We start from the raw sequence: 17,422 nt of genomic DNA, 5'->3' as shown, positions 1-17,422 counted from the left end.
ATTGTCCAGATCGAATCGGGCCCGCTCAGGCCTGCTCGACCGCCTTCGACGCGATCACTCGCACCATGTCGTCCAGCGCCGCGATCATCGCCTCGCTGTCGCGGTCCACCAGCCACCGCAGCACGAGCCCGTCGAGGATGGCCAGCCCGAACCGCGCGATCGCCTCAACCGGGGTGCCCCAGCCGACTCCGGCGATGCGGGCGCACTCGGCGAGGAACTCGATCGCTTCCTCGTCCATGGTCCGGTACTGCTGACCAGCGATGTCGCCTGCCCGCTCGCTCCCCGACGCCCGGTGCCGCAACGCCTGCGCGGTGATCTCGTACGTCAGTAACTGGCGGTCCGGGGTGGCCTCGATGATCGGCCACATTCCACTGATCCCGATGTGGAGAAGTTCGCGCAGACCGTCGATCCCGCGCAGATCCGGCGCGTGCCGCACCTGACCGAATGCCAGCCGCATCGACGCGCTGAGCTGCAGAACCAGGCTCTCACCCATCGCCGCGAGGAGCTCCTCCTTGCTCTCGAAGCAGTAGTGCACCACACCGAGCGAGACGCCCGCCTCCTCCGCCACGGCACGCACCGTGACCGACGCGACGCCGCGCTGCTCCGCGATGGCCAGCGCCGACTCGACGAGTTGGGCACGACGTTCATCCGCAGGAAGCCTGTTCAGCATCCTCTGATGGTAGAACCTGCGGGGGCCTCGCCCGTGACCAACACGGACGCCCGACCAACTCGCCATTTGCCTGGACGAGCGTCCAGGTTCATGATGGGCGAATGGCACAGGACACATGGCGCAACTGGGCGGGCACCGAGACGGCGAACCCGCTGCGCTTCGCGACTCCACGCTCGGTGGAGGAACTCAGCGCGCTCGTCTGCGGTGCCGCGGAGCAGGGGCAGCGGGTCAAGGCCGTGGGGTCGGGTCACTCCTTCACCGGGGTCGCCGTCACCGACGGGATCCTCGTCAGCCTCGACGCCCTCACCGGGATCGAATCCGTCACCCTCGACGAACCGGCGGGCGCCCTCGTCACGGTCCTCGCCGGCACGCGGCTGCACGATCTGAGTGAGCAACTCTGGCACCGTGGCCTGGCCATGATCAACCTGGGCGACATCGACGTGCAGTCCATCGCCGGTGCGCTGTCTACCGGAACCCACGGCACCGGAGCGCGTTTCGGAGGTCTCGCCACTCAGGTCCGCGCCCTGCAGGTGGTGCTGGCGGACGGCTCGGTGGCCGACTGCTCCCCTACCGAGAACCCCGAACTGTTCGAGGCGGCACGCCTGGGGCTCGGCGCCGTGGGCATCATCTCGAAGGTCACGATCCAGTGCGTGCCGAACTACGTGATGCACGCAATCGAGAAGCCCGAGTCACTGGACGCCACCCTCGACCTGCTCGATCACGACCGCACCACGATCGACCACTTCGAGTTCTACTGGTTCCCCCACACCCGCCGCGTCCTGACGAAACGCAACACCCGGCGACCCGGCGACACCGCGGTCTCTCCCCTCCACCCGATCCGCGCCTACGTCGACGACGAACTGCTCGCGAACGTCCTGTTCGAGGGCATCAACAGGGTCGCCGGCCTTGCGCCGTCGACGATTCCGAAGATCAACCGGCTGTCGTCCCGCATGCTGAGTGCGCGCGAGTTCACCGACCGCAGCTACCGCGTCTTCGCGTCGGAGCGCCGGGTCAAGTTCCGCGAGATGGAATACGCGGTTCCCACCGAGGCGCTTCCCGACACGCTCGCGGCGATCGACTCGTGGGTGGAGAAGTCCGGTTTCACGGTCGCGTTCCCCGTCGAGGTCCGCTTCGCCGCGGGCGACGACGTATGGCTGTCGACGGCGAACGGACGGGACACGGCGTACATCGCGGTGCACCAGTACCACCGCCGCGATCACGAGCCGTACTTCTCCGCGGTCGAGGCCATCGCCCGGGAAGTGGACGGGCGACCGCACTGGGGCAAGATGCACGGCCGCACCGCCGAGGACTTGCGGCCCGCGTATCCGAACTTCGACGAGTTCGTCGCCGTGCGTGACAAGTACGATCCCGAGCGAATGTTCGGCAACGCGTACCTCCAGCAGGTCCTCGGTCGCTAACGTGGGCTGGGTGGCCCCCAGTCGATCTTTCGACCGTCGCGACTTCCTTCGTGTCGCGGGCACCTCCGGCGCGGCGGCGCTCGGCGCCGTGACGCTCGGCGCGTGCGGGGAACGCCTGCACAATCCGGAGGTTCCGCCGCTTCCCGACGGCCTGTCCGCTCCAGGCGGTGCAGCGGTGTCCGAGTTCGTGCCCGTCGACAAGGCGACGTGGCGCGTGCAGGGGGATCCGCTGGTCGCGCCGACCGGTGACGGGCCCCTCGCCGGCATGCGACTCGCCGTCACCGACCTGTACGCCGTTGCGGGACAGCAGATCGGTGCGGGCAGCGGACGGCGGCTCGCCGAGGCACCCACCGAAACCGGTACCGCCGCAGTGGTGGCGCGCCTCGTCGGTCAGGGCGCCCGCGTCGTCGGCCTGGCGCAGACCGACGACCTCGGGTACGGGCACTCCGGCATCAACCAGCAGTTCGGGACGCCGCCCAACCCCCGCGCCGAGGACCGTCTGCCCGGCGGGGCGACCTCGGGCGCCGCGAGTGCGGTCGCGCAGGGCGCCGCCGACATCGGATTGGGTGTCGACACCACCGGTTCCGTCCGCATCCCCGCCTCGTATCAGGGCCTGTACGGCTTCGCACCGTCCCGGGGTGCCGTCTCCACCGACGGGCTGTTCCCGCTGTCCCCCACATTCGACACGCCGGCGTGGGTCTGCGGCGACCTCGACACCCTCGTCGCGGTCTCCGGCGCGCTCCTCCCGCTCACGGCGGAGACCCCGTTCCGCAGCGCGCTCACCTCGGACGGCATCAACGCCGTCGCCGAGGCGGGGGCGCTCGGTGCGGTGCGGCGCGCCCTCACCGCGTGGGAGAAGAGTTCCCTCCCCCGGCTGACGTGGACCGACACGGACATCGGCCGGCTTCCCGACTGGTACGACGCCGTCGTCTCCGTGCAGGGCTACGAGGCGTGGCGACTGCACGGCAACTGGGTGAGCGGGGCGATGACATCACTCGGCGACGAACCCGGCCGCAATTTCGCCGACGCGAGCCGCATCTGGGAATCCACGTACGGCCGGAAACTGATCATGCTCGCCGAGGCGTCGCAGACGATCACCGCGTATGTAGGCGACAGCCTGCTCCTGCTGCCGGCAACCTCCTCCACGGCCCCCGAGCGGACGAGCTACCCCAACGGGGACCGGTTCCGGAACACGATGCGCGCCACCGGCATGCTCACGTGCCTCGCGACCATCTCCGGACTGCCCAACGCGACCGTGCCGTTGCGCACCGACGACGGAGTTCCCGTCGGCCTCTGCCTGGTCGGCCCGTACGGCCGCGACCGCGACGTCCTGGCCGTCGTCGCGAGTCTCGGCGACACGGGGTTGATCGACTGACGGCCGGAACCGTCAGCCGCGGAGCAGTTGTGCCTTGCGCGCGTCGCTCGCGAACGACGCCGTGATCGAGTTGCGCGCCAATGTTTCCCGCTCGGCATCGGTGAGGCCGAGCTGATCCCGCAGCTGGGCGAAGTTGTCGTCGACGTACCCGCCGAAGTACGCGGGGTCGTCGGAGTTCACGGTGACGAGCAGACCCGCCTCCAGCATGGTCCGCAGCGGGTGCTCGGACAGCGAGTCGACGACGCACAATCGCACGTTCGACAGCGGGCACACGGTCAGCGGCACTTCCTCGTCCACCAGACGCGCCACGAGCGCCGGGTCCTCGAGCGCCCGCACCCCGTGGTCGATGCGCTCTGCGCCGAGGAGATCGAGCGCCTGCCAGATGTACTCCGGCGGGCCTTCCTCGCCTGCGTGGGCGACCACGTGCAGCCCCTCCGACCGGGCGCGGGCGAACACGTCCTCGAACAGCGACGGCGGGTTACCCACCTCGGCCGAGTCCAGCCCGAGCCCGACGATCGGCGTCTGCAACCGGATGATCTCCGAGAACACTTCCTCCGCCTCGTGCACGGGACGGTCCCGCAGGATCGCGGCGATCGCGGCGCTGCTGAGGCCGAACTCCCGCTCACTGGTTCCCACCGCGTCCATGATCCCGTCGAGCACCTCGTGCAGCGGGACACCACGATTGACATGGGCCTGCGGGTTGAAGAAGAACTCCACGTGCGCGACGCCGCCCGCCGACGCCCGCGCGAAGTAGGCGCGGGTGAGGTCCGCGAAGTCCTGCGCCGTCCGCAGCACCTGCATGTTTGCGAAGTACAGGTCGAGGAACGACTGCAGATCGGTGAACTCGTACCGCGAGCGGAGATCGTCGAGGTCCGCGTACGGCAGCTGCACGGAATTCCGTTCGGCCAGCGCGAAGATCAGCTCGGGTTCGAGGGACCCCTCGATGTGCATGTGCAGCTCGGCGACGGGAGAGCTCACGGGTGGATACCTGCCTTTCGCACCACCTAGGCAGCGGTGTCGCGGTCGACGATACGGACGAAGCCGTCGCCGTCGATATTCGCGGTGTCGCCGGTGTGAAACCAGCCACCCGTGAAGGTCTTCGCGGTGACCTCGGGACGGTTCCAGTAGCCGCGGCTGACTCCCGGACCGCGGCACAGCAATTCGCCGACACCGCGGCCGGCGTCGGGTCCGAGGAGGGCCACCTCCATCCCACCGAACGCGACGCCCACACTGCCCGCGTGTGTCAGAGCGCACTCGTCGGGCAGCGCCAGCCCGGCCCCGCACGTCTCGGTCATTCCCCACCCGAGAAAGTGCCGGGCCGCGGGGAACGTCCGGCGGAGGCGTTGCGACTGCTCCAGGGACAGACCGGAACCGCTGTAGTCGATCCAGCGCACCGCGCGCCGGCCGAAACTCGTCACCCGCGAGGTCTCCACGGCCCTCAGGAGGACGGCGGGCGCCGCGGTGAGCACGTCGGCGCCGGTGCCGCGCCACGACGCCGCGTCGGTGCTCCCGGTCAACAGGACCGTTCCGCCCACCACCAGCGTCGAGAGCAGTTCGACGAGCGAGCCCACGGTGTGCAGTTCGGGTTCGACGAGGAGATTCCGCAGCCCCTCGGAACTGAACCCGCGCGCGTGGAGCACGGATTCGATGGTCGAGAGGACGTTCTCGTTGCTCAGCTCCACCCCCTTCGGGGACTCCGAGGGGCCGGGCGTATAGGACAGCAGCACCAGCTCGTCGGGGCTCGCGCCGTCGTCGATGAACGAGATGCCCTCCGGCAGTTCGCCGTCGAGGATCAGCACCGACTCGCTGTCGGCGAGCACCTCACCGGTCTGCGCGTCGTCGAGTGCCGGGCTCACCCCGACCGGCACGCCGCCGGCGAGCAACACCCCGAGGAACGCCTCGACCCAGCGGACCCCCACGGGCTGCCGGACGGCGACGCGGTCGCCGATCTCGACGCCCTTCGACTTCAGACCGCCTGCCACCCGCGCCGCGGACGTCCACAGTTGCGAGAACGTGAGCGACCGGCCACCGTCCTCCTCGACTGCGACCCGGCCGGCGTAGCGGTGCACGGAAATGTCGAGCAGCTCGGTGAGCGACGGGTTGAGCCCGCCGTACCGGAGCAGGCCGTCGCGACCACGGACCACCCGGTCGTCGTGGAAGAAGGGACCACTACTCGGGTACTCGACGAGGGACGACGGCATCTGCACCTCCGCTGACGACACTGCTGCGCGACCGGGACGTTGCCACGACTATATGACGCCCGTCACAGTTGCGGGGAGCGGATCGCCGACGCCTACTGTCCGCGGTACGTCGCCTTGCCCGGTCCGACGTCGAGGAAGCTGCGTACCGCGCCCCGGAGGTCGTCGGTCTCGAACAGCGCACCCGACACGTCGGGCGTGATCGAGTCGGCATGCGCGACCCCGCCCGACCGCCATGCGGAGATGATCTGCTTCGTGGCGTCGTGTGCGCGCGTCGGCCCGTCCGCCAGGCGTGCGGCGAGTGCGCGGGCCTGCGCGTCGACGTCCTCGCGGACGGCGTTGACCACACCCCAGTCGTGCAGCGTCGCGGCGTCGTACAGGTCGCCGGTCATCACCAGTTCCCGGGCGCGGCCTGACCCCGCCCGCTCGGCCAGCCGCTGCGGACCGCCCATCGAGGGGGTCAGCCCCACGACGGTCTCGACCAGTCCGAACTTCGCCTTCGGTGCGGCGAGGATGATGTCGCAGGCGAGCGCGATCTCGAAGGCCGCGGTCAGCGTCAGTCCGTGCGCCGAGTACACGACCGGGCACGGCAGCGCCTCGAGCGGATGGCAGATCTCGGCGAACAACTCCTGCCACAAATCCGCGCCCTGCTCCGCCGTGAGCCCGTCGAACACGTGGACGTCCACCCCCGCGGAGACCACCTTGCCCTCGGCGCGCAGCAGCACCGCGCGCGGCGGATCCTCGGCGAGCGCCGCGACGTCGGCCTGCACGGCGTCGAACATCGCCTGATCGAAGAGGTTCAGTGCGCCGTGAGCGAACGTCAGGATCGCGATCTCGGCGCCGGCGTCGGTACGGACACGCTCGAGTCGGGTGGGATGCGCATCGGCGGCAGGCTCAGTCATGCCGCCAGACTGCCACACGTGTTCCGCCTACGATCGGGGTGTGGACTCGCTGCGCGCGGCGCTGGCCGACGTCGTCGGAGAACGGTTCGTGACCGTGGACGCAGACGTGCTCGCCGCCCGCGCGATCGACCACACCGGGCGCTACAGCGGGCGGGCGAGCGCACTCGTCCGGCCCGCGGACGCCGCGGAAGTCTCGGCTGTGCTGGGCATCTGCCGCCGAGCCGGCGTGAAGGTCACCGTGCAGGGTGGCCGCACCGGACTCGAAGCGGGCACGGTTCCCGAGCACGGCGACGTACTGCTGTCGACGGAACGGCTGACCTCGATCGGCGGCGTCGACCGGGAGAACCTGCGTGTCACCGTCGGCGCCGGGGTAACCCTCTCGACGCTCCGGCGCGCCGCGTCCGACGCCGGACTGCTGTTCGGCGTCGACATCGCGTCCCGCGATTCCGCGACGATCGGCGGCATGGTGTCGACCAATGCCGGTGGGCTGCACACCGTGCGGTACGGCCACATGTCCGCGCAGGTGCTGGGCCTGGAAGTGGTGCTCCCCGACGGGGCGATCGTGCGGCGCAGCATGAGGGTGGGCGCCGAGAACTGCGGATACGACCTGCCGGCGCTGTGGGTCGGCAGCGAGGGCACTCTCGGTGTGGTCACGACCGTCGATCTCGCGCTGCACCCCGTGCCGGAGTTCCGTGTGACCGCCCTCGCGGGCTTCGCGCAACTGCCCGGCCTGATCGATGCGGCTCGCGTCGTCCGGCGGCTCGACGGGGTGGACGCCGTGGAGATGCTCGACGGCCGCGGGCTCGAATTGGCCTCCTCGCGGCTGGGTTTCGCCGTTCCCACGGGTCTGCCGTGGTATCTCCTGGTGGAACTGGCCGGCCGGCGCGACCTCACCGACGAGCTGGCCGAGGCGCTGGAGCAGTGTGCTCCCGACGACGAACCCGCCGTCGGGATCGATCCTGCAGGCCGCGCCCGGGTGTGGGCGGCGCGGGATGCGTTCGCGGAGGTGGTCGGATTGTTCGGACCTCCGCTGAAGTTCGACGCCGCCCTCCCGCTGGACACCCTCGCCGCGTTCGTCGCCGACGCGGTCGCGATGGTGACGAGCCGGGCGCCCGACGCGATTCCGGTGCTGTTCGGGCACGTCGCCGACGGCAACGTCCACCTCAACGTGCTGCGCTGCCCCGACGAGTCCGTGCTGTACCGGCCGGTCACCGAACTGATCCGCGATCACGGCGGCAACATCGCCTCCGAACACGGCGTCGGCGCACACAAACGCAACTACCTGGACCTCGCCCTCAGCCGCGAGGACATCACCGCGATGTGGACGATCAAGCAGGCATTCGATCCCGCGGACTACCTCAACCCTGCAGTGATGTTTCCCGACTGGCTGCGTCGCCCGCACTGACTCCGGGCTTCTCACGCAACGGTCGCGCAAAACACACCGAGGCGATGAAACCGATCAGCAGGACGGCGGCGGGCAGCCAGATCGACTGCGACATCGCCGTCGCGAACGGTTCCTTCACGAACTCCGGCATCTCCCCGACGCCGGCCTCCTGGCTGTCGGCGTTCAGACCCTGGGCGGACAGGCGGGCCGTGATGAGTGCGCCGATCGCGGCGCTGCCGAGGACGGCGCCGACCTGTCGGGTGGTGTTGTAGACGCCGGCTCCGGCGCCCGCCTGATGGGGCGGAAGGTTGTGGGTTGCCGTGGCCGCGAGCGGCGACCAGATACACGCGTTGGCGAGGCCGATCAGTCCGATCGGCAGAAGCAGTTCCCAGATCGCCACGTCGGGCGACATGACCATGGACAGCCAGCCGAGTGCGATCGAGAACAGCAGGAACCCGGCGCCCGCGATGTACCTCGGGTGGGTGCGGTCCACGAGCTTGCCGATGAACGGTGCGAACACGCCGGTAAGGACGGCCATGGGCACGAGTAGCAGGGCCGATCGCGTGGGCGACAGACCACGCACCGCCTGCGTGTAGAACATGAGCGGCAGGACCATCGCGGTGATCGCGAACCCCATCGAGGTGATCGCCACGTTGGCGAGCGAGAAGTTGCGGTCCTTGAACAGGCCCAGCGGCAGGAGCGGCTCGTTCTTGTTCCAGGACTGGTACCAGACGAAGACGCCGAGGAGAACGAGGCCGGCGCCGATCGACGCCAGGACGGTCGCCGACCAGTCGTAGGAGCTGCCCTCCTGTATTCCGAACACGAGGAAGAACATGCCGAGCGCGCTGAGCACGACACCGGGGATGTCGAACTTGTGCTCGTGGGTCTCGAGCGCGGGCACAAGCCGCCAGGCCAGCACGAACGCGATCACGCCGACGGGCACGTTGACGATGAAGATCCACTGCCAGCCGAGGTTGTCCACGAGCACGCCGCCCGCGAGCGGTCCCACCAGGGTGGCGACACCGGCGACGGCGCCCCACAGACCCATCGCGGTGCCGCGGCGGTCCGGCGGGAACGTGCGGGTGATGACGGCCATCGTCTGGGGCGTCATCAGTGCGGCGCCGAGTCCCTGGAACACCCGGGCGACGATGAGCATGGTGATGGTGCCGGACAGGCCGCACCACAGCGACGCCCCGGTGAACAGGACGAGCCCGATCAGGTAGATGTTCTTGGGACCGAACCGATCCCCGAGGCGGCCGGTGACCAGCAGCGGCACCGCGTAGGCCAGCAGGTAGGCGCTGGTGACCCAGACGACCTTGTTGATGTCGGTGTGCAGGTCGTTCATGATCGCCGGGTTGGCCACCGCGACGATGGTGCTGTCGACGAGGATCATGAAGAAGCCGATGACGAGGGCCCACAGGGCCGGCCAGGGATTTCGGTGCTCGGGTGGCGACGTGGGTGGTGCGGTGCGCTCGGTGTCCATCATCAATCCTTTACTGAACCGGATGGGATCCGGCGTGAGTGTGTCAGTCGTTCGAGTAGTTCCGGCGAAAGCCACGGGAGGGCTCCGGAGTCGATGTCGGCCACCAGGGCGCTGAGCCATTCGTGCTCCGCGCGGGCGACAGTGACGAGAAATTCGTTGCCGAGGAGGAAGATCCTGGGGATCTCGGTGGAACAGGCGAGCGCGGCGGCGGTCTCGAGTTCGTCGATCTCGCGGGTGAGGTGATCGAGCCGTTCCCGGAGCAGTTCTGCCACGGTGGGTGCGTCGACGTTGTGCGCCTCCGCCAGCGCGAGGGGAAACTGCGGGTACTCGTGCACCGGGCTGGCCAGCATGTCACTCACCCGTTGGACGAGCGCTTCCCGGCCCGCCTCCGTGACCTCGTACATAGTGCGTTCGGGCCGGTTCCCCGCCCGGTCGGTCCCGGTGGTGCGCACCAGTCCTTCACCTTCGAGCCTGCTCACCGTGTGATACAGCGACCCCGGCCGGATCTTCACGACGCGTCCACGCCGGGCGGCGGCGAGTTGGTACATCTCGTATGGATGCATGGTGCGCTCACACAGCAGACCGAGGATGGTGACACCGAGCGGCGTGAGTGCCACGGTCACCACCTCCCACTACTCCACGTCGAATACTCCACGTGGAATATACCGTCCGGGCCGACGGGGAACAAGCGGTTACCGTGGGTCCCGTGGACTCCCATCACCTCGACATCATTCGACTCGCCTGGTCACGCGAACTGGGATTGCCCGACGACGCACTGTCCACCCGGCCCGGCGCCGACGACCGCGCCGTCCGGGTGGACGACGACACGGACACGATCCGATTCCTGCGCCTGGGCGAGACGTCCGCGCTCGTCGGACCGCGGTGGGCGATCGAGCGTGCCGACGGGCACACGTCGGAGGAACTGACCGAATCCGCGACCCTGCTCGCCCTCACCCAGGATCGGTCCGGACGGTGCGCCGGTCCCGTGGTGCTCGCGTTCGGCACCGACTACCAGGATCCGGCGACCGGGCGGCCACCGCTCGTCTCCCACGAACACGACCACGTCCGGCAGGTCGAAGAGGCGTGTCCCCCGGACGACGTGACGGAGGCCCATCTGGGTGACCGCGACCGATGGTTCACGATTCTCGACGACGCGCAGCAACCGGTCAGTTCCGCCGGGTACGCCGAGTTCCAGGGCTTCCTCGCCGATGTCGGCGTGCTGACGGCGCCGGCGTTCCGGCGCCGCGGACTGGGCGCCACGGTCGCCGGAATCGCCACCGACGACGCGCTCGACAGCGGCCTGATCGCCCAATGCCGGTCACCCCGCGACAATCTGGCCGCTCGCGCGCTCGCCGCCCGCGCCGGGTACCGGGAACTGGGCAGCTATGCCGCGGTCACGATCTCCCGAAGTACGCTCTGAGACGACATCGAAAGACGGGGACGAGTCGACCATGACAGACCGAACGGCAGAACCGCACAGCACGGAAAGCGCCTACGTCGAATCCGGCGCCGAGTTCACACGCGACACCCACTACATCCCCACCCGTATCACGGCCGACGGCCGCGACGGCTATCCCGTCGAACCCGGCCGGTACCGCCTCGTCGCCGCCCGGGCGTGCCCGTGGGCCAACCGCGCGATCATCGTCCGGCGACTGCTCGGGCTCGAGGACGTGTTGTCGATGGGACTGTGCGGCCCCACCCACGACAAGCGCAGCTGGACTTTCGATCTCGATCCGGGCGGCGTCGATCCCGCGCTGAAGATCCCGCGCCTGCAGGACGCGTACTTCGCACGCTTCCCCGACTACTCCCGGGGCATCACCGTGCCCGCGATCGTCGACGTCCCCACCGGGCAGGTGGTCACCAACGACTACCCGCAGATCACCCTGGATCTGTCCTCGGAATGGACGCAGCACCACCGCGACGGCGCTCCCGACCTCTACCCCGAGCCGCTCCGGGACGAGATCGACGAGGTCGCCGATCTCGTGTTCCGCGATGTCAACAACGGCGTGTACCGGTGCGGTTTCGCCGGATCCCAGGAGGCGTACGAATCTGCGTACGACCGCCTGTTCACCCGCCTCGACTGGCTCGAGGACCGTCTCACCGACCGCAGGTTCCTCGTCGGAGACACGATCACCGAGGCGGACGTGCGTCTGTTCACCACCCTGGCCCGGTTCGACGCCGTCTACCACGGACACTTCAAGTGCAATCGCAACAAACTCGACGAGATGCCCGTGCTGTGGAGCTACGCCCGCGATCTCTTCCAGACACCCGGGTTCGGCGACACCATCGACTTCACCCAGATCAAGCAGCACTACTACATCGTGCACACCGACATCAATCCCACCCGGATCGTGCCGAAGGGTCCCGACCTGTCCGGCTGGCTCGAGCCACACGGGCGTGAACAGCTGGGCGGCAGGCCGTTCGGGGACGGCACGCCGCCGCCTCCGCCGAAGCCCGGCGAGCAGGTCCCGGCCGGGCACGGAGCGTGATCGGGCGGGCCTACGCGCCGGTGTAGGTGCCAAAACTCCAGAACACGCCCTCGGGGTCGCGGCAGGTGAAGCCGCGCGATCCGTAGTCCTCGTCGCGCAGTCCGCGGACGATCGTGGCGCCGGCGGCCACGGCGCGCTCGTGGAGCGCGTCGGGGTCGTCGACGACGAGGTACACCGAGCCCGTCCCGGGCGGCAGGTCGCTGATGACCGAGTCCTCACTGGGCGAGCCGAGCATGATCCCGCCGCCCTTCGGCCAGCCGAGTTCGGCGTGATCGACCCGGTCGCCCTCGCCGTACACCGCGTTCTCGGCGAACCCGAAGGCGTCGACGAGGAAGCGGATCGCGGCCCGCGCGTCGCGGTAGACGAGGGTGGGCCACACATATGTGGTGTGCGTCGAAGTAGTCATGTCATCACTCTGCGCCGTCGTCGTGGTAGGGGTCTTGGACGAATGAGAACGGGTCGATCTCACGCCACCGCGACGGTGGGACGCCCGCGAGGTCGCGCCAGTCCCGCGCCATGTGGGCCTGGTCGTAATACCCGCACACCGCGGACACGTCGGCGAGCGTCACCCCGGTGGCACCCCCGAGCATCCGGTGCGAGCGGTGGAAACGGGACAACCGCACCACGTCCTTGGGCGTCACGCCGTACTCCGCGACGAACTTGTTCACCAGATGCCTTCGGCTCCAGCCGACGTCGTGCGCGACATCACCGACCCGGGGGCCCTCGCCGGCGACGAGCAGATGCCAGGCGCGGGTGAGGTGCGGGTCGATCTCCGCCGGCGCCGCGCGGCGCGTCAGGACCTCGTCGAGGATCGCGAACCGTTCGTCCCAGCCGGGTTCGAGCGACAGCCGCTCGGCCAGTTCCCCCGCGTCCGGACCGAGCAGTTCCTCGAGGCCGACGACCCAGGCGCCGAGGGCGGCGGTGGGCACCCCCAGCAGCGCCCGGGCGCCGAGCGGACTGAGGGCCAACTGGACGCCGTGCTGATTGCCGTCGTGCCGGATCGTCACCGGTGCCGTGGCGATGCCGCTGGCGAGAGTGTCGTAACGACCGGGCGCCTGCTCGGGCGTCGCCTGGGCGGCGATGTCGAGCGGCTCGTCGATCGTCACGATCACTGTCAGGCACGGCGACGGCAGACCGAGGTGGATGCCGGGCTCGAAACCGGCCAGCCGATAGCCGTCGTATCCCGTGACCAGACCGCGCAACGATGCCGCCGGGCGCCGGAAGGCCCCGGACGACACCGCGGTATCGCTGTCGGCGACGCTCACGAAACTAGCCTAGGCAACGGTGCCGTCACCGGCCACAGCGTTCACTCACCTACAGTCGGTGCCAGCACACTCGAAGCACACGGCGAGACGGGAGCCCCGATGGCTGGCAATGGTGGACCGGTGGAGAAGGTACTGGTCTCGGTCCTCGACAACGGAAGCCGTCTCCAGGCTCCCGCGGTGGCCAAGTACGTCGAATGGGTCCGGCGCTCGCACCCCGGTGAGTCGCCCGCGCAGATCGTCGAGCGCATGGAGAAGATGTTCCTGCTGGCCGTGACGGGCAGCGGCAGCGCAGTCGGCGCCACCGCCGCCATTCCCGGGGTCGGCACCGTCGCGTCCATCGCGGCGGTGGGCGCCGAATCGGCGTTCTTCCTGGAAGCGGCGGCGCTGCTCACTCTCGCTGTCGCGTCGGTGCACGGCATCTCCGCCGCCGACCACCAGCAACGGCGCGCACTCGTCCTCTCGGTGGCGCTGGGCGAATCGGGCATGGAAATCGTCCAGAAGGCGACGGGCGTCACGGCGAAGAACTGGGCGAGCGCCATCACGAGCCGCATACCCGGCCCCACCATGAAGGGTATGAACAGCACCCTGGTGCGCAAGTTCATCACCAAGTACGCCGCCCGCCGCAGCGCGCTGGTCCTCGGCAAACTCGTGCCCGCCGGCATCGGCGCGGCCATCGGCGGCGCGGGTAACCGGGCTATCGGCAAGGGCGTCGTCAAGAACGCACGCGAAGCGTTCGGGCCCGCCCCGGCCCGCTGGCCGGACGAGATCCGCGCGATCGAAGCCTGAGCCGGTAGACGAAGCAGCTAGTGGGCGAAGTGCTGTTCCGTCGAACGCCCGCCACCCTTTTCGCGGAGTTCGGCACACACTTCCTCGATCGCCTCGGCGACGAGGGATCCGAGATCGGCGCTGAAGCCCTCGCGCACGACGATGCGCAGGACCGCCACGTCCTCCGCGTCGGCGGGCATCGTGTAGGCGGGCACCTGCCACCCCCGCGCCCGCAACTCGTGTGACACGTCGAAGACCGTGAACCCTGGGTCGCCGACGAGTTCGAACGCCACCACCGGAATGTCGGTGCCGTCCGTGATCAGGGTGAAGTGTTCGATCTCGGCGATGCGTCTGCCCACGCGAACTGCGGTGTCGCGCAGCGTCTCCATGATCGACCGGTAGCCGGCCCGGCCGAGTCGCAGGAAGTTGTAGTACTGCCCCACCACCTGATTGCCGGGCCGCGAGAAGTTCAGGGTGAACGTCGGCATGTCGCCGCCCAGGTAGTTGACCCGGAACACCAGCCCCTCGGGAAGATGCTCACGGTCGCGCCACACCACGAACCCGATCCCCGGATACGTCAATCCGTACTTGTGACCACTCACGTTGATCGAGGCCACGCGCGGAACCCGGAAGTCCCACAACAACTCCGGTTGCAGGAAGGGAACGACGAACCCACCGCTCGCCGCGTCCACGTGGATCGGGACGTCCGGGCCGCCGGACGCGGCGAGTTCGTCGAGAGCCGCCGCGATCGCGGCCACCGGCTCGAGTTCCCCCGTGTAGGTGGTGCCCACGATCACGACCGCTCCGATGGTGTTCTCGTCGACCGCGTCCCGCACCTGCTCCGGCGTGATGACGTAGCGGCCCTTCTCCATCGGCAGGTACTTCGGCTCGACGTCGAAGTACCGGCAGAACTTCTCCCACACCACCTGGACGTTGCTGCCGAGCACCAGATTCGGTCGGGCAGTGTCCTTCCCGGCCGCCTCCCGCTTCGCCCGCCACAGCCACTTGAGCGCGAGACCACCGAGCATGACCGCCTCGCTCGAACCGATCGTCGAGACGCCGGTCGCGCTGGCCGGGTCGGTGTTCGACAGATCGGGAGCGTGGAACAGATCGGCCACCATCGACACGCACCGGGACTCGATCGCCGCGGTCGCGGGGTACTCGTCCTTGTCGATCATGTTCTTGTCGAACGTCTCGGCCATCAGCTTGTCGGCCTCGGGATCCATCCACGTGGTGACGAACGTGGCCAGGTTCAGCCGCGAACTGCCGTCGAGCATCAACTCGTCGTGGATGAACCGGTAGGCGGCCTCGGGATCGGTTTCGTCGTCCGGCAGCCGCAGCGCCGGAAACGGGTCGATCGAGAGGCGCCCCGTGTACGCGGGGGAAATGACGTCGCGATGGTGATGGTGGTGCTTGCTCATGTGCGTCCCCAATCGATTGGTTTCAGCATGCGCCGTCGCAGACGCCCTGTACGTCAGTTGGTGAATCTCGGCACGGCAGCCCAGTAGGGTCGAAACAGTTCCATTCGATTGTGGCAGGGGAGGACGGGTTGACCACAGCAATCCCGGGAAGTTTCACGGCGCCGATCGAGGTGCGGGGGCTGTCGAAACGCTTCAAGAACGTCGACGCGGTCACGGACCTCAGCTTCACCGTGCCGCAGGGTTCGATCACCGGATTCCTCGGTCCCAACGGGTCGGGCAAGACCACGACCCTGCGGATGATCCTCGGTCTCGTGAAGCCGACGTCCGGCACCTCGACGGTCGCCGGTGTCCCGATTCGCCTCCTCGTCGACCCCGCGCGCACGGTCGGCGCCGTCCTGGACTCGCAGAGCCTGCACCCCAACCGGACTGCACTCGACCATCTGAAGGTGTACGCGTCCGCGATCCGCGTACCGGACGCACGCGCACTGCAGGTGCTCGCACTCGTCGGGCTCGAGGACGTCGCCGGACGCAAGGCGGGCGGCTTCTCTCTCGGCATGCGTCAGCGACTGTCGCTGGCGACGGCGCTGCTGGGTGATCCGCGGATCCTGATCCTCGACGAACCGGCCAACGGACTCGACCCCGAGGGCATCGCCTGGCTGCGTGAATTCCTCAAAGGCTTCGCCGCATCCGGCCGAACCGTGCTGATCTCGAGCCACATCCTCCGCGAAGTGGAGCAGACCGTCGACAATCTCGTGATCGTCAGCCGCGGCTCCCTCGTCTATCAGGGACGCATGGAGGAGCTGCGCAAGTCGCAGCAGAGCCGGCTGCTGGTCGCGTCCTCGAGCCCGCCCGCGCTGGCGACCGCTCTGGCCGCCAAGGGCGTCGTCGATGCCCGGTCGCTCGCGGACGGTCGCCTCGCCGTCGTCGGCGCGTCCCTCGAACTCGTCGAGGCCGTCGCCGCCGAAGCCGGGGTCACGATTTTCGGAGCCGTCGGCGATCACATCGACCTCGAGCAACTCTTCCTGTCGATGACCGCAGGCCAGTACGTGGCCGGAGCGAGCGCCGCGGCGCCCTCGGGATACGGCCCACCGCCGACATACGCGCCCCAGCCCGGGTACGCACCTCCCGGGTACGCCCCACAGCCGGGTTACGGTCCGCCTCCCGGGTACGCCCCACCACCGGGCTACGGTCCACCACCCGCACACCCCCAGCACGGTCCGATGTCCGGAGGTCCGCGATGACAGCGCTGCTCACCGCGGAATTCCGCAAGGTCACCACACTGCGGTTCTGGTGGATGCTCGGACTTGCACCACTGATCGTCGGGATGTTCTCGAGCGCGATCACCCTGCCGGTGATGCGTGCGTTCACCGACGCGTTCGAGGCCGATCCGAGCGAGGCCAACCTCGCCGCGACCCTGTTCGGGCTGGCGGTCGCGGTCGCCCTCGTCGTCCTGTTCGCCGCGGTCTTCGGGGCGGTGAACGTGGGCACGGAATTCCGGTACAAGACCCTCACCACCACGTTCCTCACCGCCCGCGGCCGGGACGGGGTGATCGGCACCAAACTCGCCGTCACCGCGGCCTTCGGCTTCTTCTACTGCCTCGTGGTGGAGCTGGTCAGCGTCGCCCTGCTGCTGACGTTCGGCGGTGACACCTTCGAACTGCGCGGATCCCTGTTCGCCATGCTCGGGGCGGCCCTGATCTGTGGGGCGCTGTGGGCGCTCATCGGCGGCGGCGTGTCGATGCTCACCGGCTCGTCCGTCGGAAGCTGCATCGCCCTGGTGGTCTGGTACACCCTCGGCGAGATGATCCTCCGCTCGATCCTCAGCGGGATCGGCATCGGCTCCGTCGGCAGTGTCCTCCCCGTGTCGGCCACCCTCGGGACGGTCGCGAACGCGGCCGCGGGCAACGAGATCGACTGGCTCACGCTCTGGCCAACCGCGCCCCTCGCCCTGCTCGTGTGGACCGCGGTCTTCGTCGGCGGCGGCTGGGCGCTCACGCGGCAGCGCGACATCACCTGACGCCGCGCCGGGTGCTGACCCTGTCGGTACCCGGC

Annotated in this window: 17 protein-coding genes; 8 read left to right on the top strand and 9 right to left on the bottom strand. The window is 69.0% G+C overall.

The genetic code is table 11. The features are described 5' to 3' along the window. Positions 1–25 precede the first annotated feature (25 nt). A complete protein-coding gene (locus ACFVJ3_RS28335) occupies positions 26–670 on the bottom strand; it encodes a TetR/AcrR family transcriptional regulator (protein ID WP_378455218.1) in 645 nt (214 codons plus the stop codon). Between the two features lie 101 nt (positions 671–771). Here ACFVJ3_RS28335 and ACFVJ3_RS28330 point away from each other — a divergent pair, with 101 nt between their 5' ends. Then, positions 772–2,088 carry a D-arabinono-1,4-lactone oxidase gene (locus ACFVJ3_RS28330; protein WP_378455217.1) on the top strand — a complete coding sequence of 439 codons (1,317 nt, stop codon included), beginning with the start codon at positions 772–774 and terminating at the stop codon, positions 2,086–2,088. Between the two features lie 10 nt (positions 2,089–2,098). Next, positions 2,099–3,463, top strand: coding sequence for an amidase family protein (locus ACFVJ3_RS28325; protein ID WP_378455216.1), 1,365 nt, complete (start codon positions 2,099–2,101; stop codon positions 3,461–3,463). A gap of 12 nt (positions 3,464–3,475) precedes the next feature. On the opposite strand, the gene ACFVJ3_RS28320 is transcribed toward ACFVJ3_RS28325, so the two are convergent. From ACFVJ3_RS28320 to ACFVJ3_RS28310, 3 genes are all read right to left on the bottom strand, one after another. Further along, complete coding sequence (locus ACFVJ3_RS28320; RefSeq protein ID WP_378455215.1) at positions 3,476–4,441, bottom strand: adenosine deaminase; 966 nt, start codon at positions 4,439–4,441, stop codon at positions 3,476–3,478. A 26-nt stretch (positions 4,442–4,467) separates the two neighbouring features. Next, positions 4,468–5,664, bottom strand: coding sequence for a class I adenylate-forming enzyme family protein (locus tag ACFVJ3_RS28315; RefSeq protein ID WP_378455214.1), 1,197 nt, complete (start codon positions 5,662–5,664; stop codon positions 4,468–4,470). 92 nt (positions 5,665–5,756) lie between these two features. Beyond that, positions 5,757–6,563 carry an enoyl-CoA hydratase/isomerase family protein gene (locus ACFVJ3_RS28310; RefSeq protein ID WP_378455213.1) on the bottom strand — a complete coding sequence of 269 codons (807 nt, stop codon included), beginning with the start codon at positions 6,561–6,563 and terminating at the stop codon, positions 5,757–5,759. A 40-nt stretch (positions 6,564–6,603) separates the two neighbouring features. Between ACFVJ3_RS28310 and ACFVJ3_RS28305 the strand changes: the two genes are divergently transcribed. Then, positions 6,604–7,968, top strand: a complete 1,365-nt coding sequence (locus ACFVJ3_RS28305; RefSeq protein ID WP_378455212.1) for an FAD-binding oxidoreductase — start codon at positions 6,604–6,606, stop codon at positions 7,966–7,968. Here ACFVJ3_RS28305 and ACFVJ3_RS28300 read toward each other — a convergent pair. Both ACFVJ3_RS28300 and ACFVJ3_RS28295 read right to left on the bottom strand, forming a co-directional pair. Beyond that, complete coding sequence (locus ACFVJ3_RS28300) at positions 7,922–9,430, bottom strand: MFS transporter (RefSeq protein ID WP_378455282.1); 1,509 nt, start codon at positions 9,428–9,430, stop codon at positions 7,922–7,924. The two genes, ACFVJ3_RS28305 and ACFVJ3_RS28300, sit on opposite strands and share 47 nt — an antisense overlap. 2 nt (positions 9,431–9,432) lie before the next feature. Beyond that, a complete protein-coding gene (locus tag ACFVJ3_RS28295) occupies positions 9,433–10,056 on the bottom strand; it encodes a PadR family transcriptional regulator (RefSeq protein ID WP_378455211.1) in 624 nt (207 codons plus the stop codon). A gap of 71 nt (positions 10,057–10,127) precedes the next feature. On the opposite strand from ACFVJ3_RS28295, the gene ACFVJ3_RS28290 reads away from it, so the two are divergent. After that, entirely contained in the window at positions 10,128–10,850 is a 723-nt protein-coding gene (locus tag ACFVJ3_RS28290) for a GNAT family N-acetyltransferase (RefSeq protein ID WP_378455281.1), read from the top strand. Positions 10,851–10,881: 31 nt separating this feature from the next. Next, on the top strand, positions 10,882–11,919 hold the full coding sequence (locus tag ACFVJ3_RS28285; protein ID WP_378455210.1) for a glutathione S-transferase family protein: 1,038 nt from the start codon (positions 10,882–10,884) through the stop codon (positions 11,917–11,919). 10 nt (positions 11,920–11,929) lie between these two features. Here the strand turns inward: ACFVJ3_RS28285 and ACFVJ3_RS28280 are convergent, their stop codons facing one another. Beyond that, a complete protein-coding gene (locus ACFVJ3_RS28280; protein ID WP_378455209.1) occupies positions 11,930–12,325 on the bottom strand; it encodes a VOC family protein in 396 nt (131 codons plus the stop codon). A 4-nt stretch (positions 12,326–12,329) separates the two neighbouring features. Further along, positions 12,330–13,184 carry a helix-turn-helix domain-containing protein gene (locus ACFVJ3_RS28275; protein ID WP_378455208.1) on the bottom strand — a complete coding sequence of 285 codons (855 nt, stop codon included), beginning with the start codon at positions 13,182–13,184 and terminating at the stop codon, positions 12,330–12,332. Between the two features lie 99 nt (positions 13,185–13,283). Between ACFVJ3_RS28275 and ACFVJ3_RS28270 the strand changes: the two genes are divergently transcribed. Next, positions 13,284–13,970, top strand: coding sequence for a hypothetical protein (locus tag ACFVJ3_RS28270; protein ID WP_378455207.1), 687 nt, complete (start codon positions 13,284–13,286; stop codon positions 13,968–13,970). A 17-nt stretch (positions 13,971–13,987) separates the two neighbouring features. Here the strand turns inward: ACFVJ3_RS28270 and ACFVJ3_RS28265 are convergent, their stop codons facing one another. Next, positions 13,988–15,370 (bottom strand): glutamate decarboxylase, encoded by a 1,383-nt coding sequence (locus ACFVJ3_RS28265; protein ID WP_378455206.1) that lies wholly within the window; start codon positions 15,368–15,370, stop codon positions 13,988–13,990. A 128-nt stretch (positions 15,371–15,498) separates the two neighbouring features. Between ACFVJ3_RS28265 and ACFVJ3_RS28260 the strand changes: the two genes are divergently transcribed. Continuing rightward, a complete protein-coding gene (locus ACFVJ3_RS28260; RefSeq protein WP_378455205.1) occupies positions 15,499–16,611 on the top strand; it encodes an ABC transporter ATP-binding protein in 1,113 nt (370 codons plus the stop codon). After that, positions 16,608–17,387 carry an ABC transporter permease gene (locus ACFVJ3_RS28255; protein WP_378455204.1) on the top strand — a complete coding sequence of 260 codons (780 nt, stop codon included), beginning with the start codon at positions 16,608–16,610 and terminating at the stop codon, positions 17,385–17,387. The genes ACFVJ3_RS28260 and ACFVJ3_RS28255 overlap by 4 nt, the downstream gene beginning before the upstream one ends. Positions 17,388–17,422 lie beyond the last annotated feature (35 nt).

Origin of the sequence: Rhodococcus sp. NPDC127593 (assembly GCF_042671975.1) — a bacterium.
Classification (GTDB): Bacteria; Actinomycetota; Actinomycetes; order Mycobacteriales; family Mycobacteriaceae; genus Rhodococcus_F.
Note: the sequence above shows the minus strand (reverse complement) of the source record. Positions and strands in the feature narration are given on the sequence as shown.